Raw genomic sequence first — 2,243 nt, 5'->3', positions numbered from 1 at the left:
TTGATATCGGTGGTGAAGTGAAGGTTTTTCCCCCGGGCAGCGGTGACCACCTCGTCCAAGCCAGGCTCATAAACCGGCAGCACATCGGAATTCCAGGCGGCGATGCGTGCTTCATTGAAATCGCAGACCGTGACTTGGATGTCCGGGCATTTCGCGGCGATCATGGCCATAGTCGGGCCGCCGACGTAGCCGGCGCCAAGGCAGCAGATGTTTTTTACGGTGATGCTCATGAGGTGTTGTTAGGAGTGCTGAAACGGGTTATCCGCGCATGTGATCGCGGAGTGAGTAAAAGAGGAAAAGTGAGTTATAAGTGAAGTAACGGCGGAACAGACGGCGCGGTTCCATGGCGACCCGATATGCCCATTCAAGCCCCAGTTTTTGCAGGAATGATGGGGCTTGTCGGACCTCGCCGGCGTGGAAAGCAAATGCGGCACCGATGCCGAAATAAACGCCAGGAGGAAGTAGATCTTTGTATTTTGCAATCCACAGTTCCTGTTTCGGGCAGCCGAGACCGACCCAAATCAGATTGGCTCTGGATTCCTTGATTTTCCTGCAAATGTTCTCGAATTCATCTTCGGGCCACTCGCCAAAAGGAGGTGAGTGAACACCTGCAATCGAGGCATTGGGAAACTCTTCGCTAAAATGGCTGCGAAGTTTGTCCAAGGTGCTTTGTTGGCCGCCGAGAAGGAAATGCCGGTAGGGTGAATCGGGCTGATTGGTCGCCTTGAGCGTTTCCAGCATCAAGGTCGGGCCGTAGACCCGGTCGGTCAGTTTTTGCTGAGGATCATCCAATTTGGAGTTCAGAAGCCAAACGAGAGGCATGCCGTCCGGGCAAATCAGATCGAATCGCTCCATCGCTTCGCCGAATTCCTTGTTGCTGCGAGCAAGTGCCGCAACGTGCGTGTTTGCAGCTTCAACGGCGAAGGTCCGGTTGGATTGCTTCGCATGCTCAAGGATCCAGTCCACTGCGCCCGCATAAGTGGTCGCGGCGACAGGCAGGCCAATGAGTGGAACTGTCAGCATATCAGAGGGATCAGGAATTCGTGGATTGCGTGCAGGCCTCGTAGATTTCCCTGAGGATGTCGTTGATGGAGTAGTTATACTTCCAGTCAGGATAATGATTTTGGAACCGGCGGACGTCGCTGATATACCAGATGTGGTCACCGATCCGGTTGTCCTCCATGTAGGTGAAATCGAGTTTGTTGCCGGTCATCTCCTCGCCGATCCGGATGGCCTCCAACATCGAGCAATTGGAATGGCGGCTGCCACCCATGTTATAAACCTCACCGGAGCGAGGGTTTTCGTAGAATGCTAAAAATGCATCGACCAGATCATGGGCGTGAATGTTGTCGCGGACTTGTTTGCCTTTGTAGCCGAAAATCCGATACGGGCGCTTTTCGACAATGCACTTCATCAGATAGGCGAGGAACCCATGCAGTTCCGCTCCAGCGTGTGAAGGCCCCGTGAGGCATCCGCCGCGGAAAACGGCGGTCTTCATCCCGAAGTATTTGCCATATTCCTGAACCATCACATCGGCCGCCACTTTACTGGCTCCAAAAATCGAATGCTTGGTGTGATCGATCGACATCGATTCATCGATCCCGATGTGAAATGGGTGCGACTCTTCGATTTCCCAGCGATTTTCCAGTTCGATCAGCGGCAGCAGGTTTGGAGTGTCGCCGTAGACCTTGTTTGTGCTTGTGAAAATGAAAACCGCTTCAGGACAGTGCAAACGGGTTGCTTCCAGAATGTGCAGAGTCCCAGTCGCGTTAACCCCGAAATCCGTCAAGGGTTCACGGGCGGCCCAGTCATGTGAAGGCTGGGCTGCCGTGTGAATGACGAGTTTGATATCGCTGCCAAATTCTTTGAAAATCGCCTCGGTGGCTGCCCAATCACGGATATCCACCGCTCTAGGAAGGTAGTTTGGCAAGCTATCGGTAAGCGAGCCGTTGTTCTTCTTCGTCGATGCTTCATCGCCGAAGAAGTAAGCCCGCATATCATTGTCGATGCCAACGACGGTGAAGCCTTTGGCATGGAGTGCTTTGGTGGATTCTGAACCGATTAGTCCAGCCGAGCCGGTGACAATGGCGATATTCATAAGATGATTCGGATGCTAAACCCAATGTCTGAGGCGACTACTCCTTGGCAACGGCGACGTGGTGGCCGTGTTGTTTGAGGAGGGCGTGGCGGCGGGCTTTGTCGAGGTCGGAGGCGACCATTTCGGCGCACATTTCCTCAACGGT

The 2,243-nt window shown here is 53.8% G+C and carries 2 protein-coding genes and 1 pseudogene; all 3 read right to left on the bottom strand.

Annotated features, from left to right (window positions below; translation table 11 throughout):
* A pseudogene (locus JIN85_RS20155) lies at positions 1 to 230 on the bottom strand (nucleotide sugar dehydrogenase); the annotation flags it as partial.
* A 28-nt stretch (positions 231 to 258) separates the two neighbouring features.
* The gene (locus JIN85_RS20150; RefSeq protein WP_200274234.1) at positions 259 to 1,023 is read right to left on the bottom strand and encodes a WecB/TagA/CpsF family glycosyltransferase; all 765 of its coding nucleotides are present in this window, start codon (positions 1,021 to 1,023) and stop codon (positions 259 to 261) included.
* Between the two features lie 10 nt (positions 1,024 to 1,033).
* Entirely contained in the window at positions 1,034 to 2,098 is a 1,065-nt protein-coding gene (locus JIN85_RS20145; protein WP_200274232.1) for an NAD-dependent epimerase/dehydratase family protein, read from the bottom strand.
* Between the last annotated feature and the right edge of the window lie 145 nt (positions 2,099 to 2,243).

Origin of the sequence: Luteolibacter pohnpeiensis (assembly GCF_016595435.1) — a bacterium.
Lineage (GTDB): Bacteria > Verrucomicrobiota > Verrucomicrobiia > Verrucomicrobiales > Akkermansiaceae > Luteolibacter > Luteolibacter pohnpeiensis.
The sequence above is the reverse complement of the archived record's forward strand: the minus strand, read 5'-3'. Positions and strand labels throughout refer to the sequence as shown.

Coding starts and splice junctions, on each gene's coding strand:
- JIN85_RS20150 (WP_200274234.1), bottom strand. CDS start 1,023: ATGCTGACAGTTCCACTCATTGGCCTGCCTGTCGCCGCGACCACTTAT.
- JIN85_RS20145 (WP_200274232.1), bottom strand. CDS start 2,098: ATGAATATCGCCATTGTCACCGGCTCGGCTGGACTAATCGGTTCAGAA.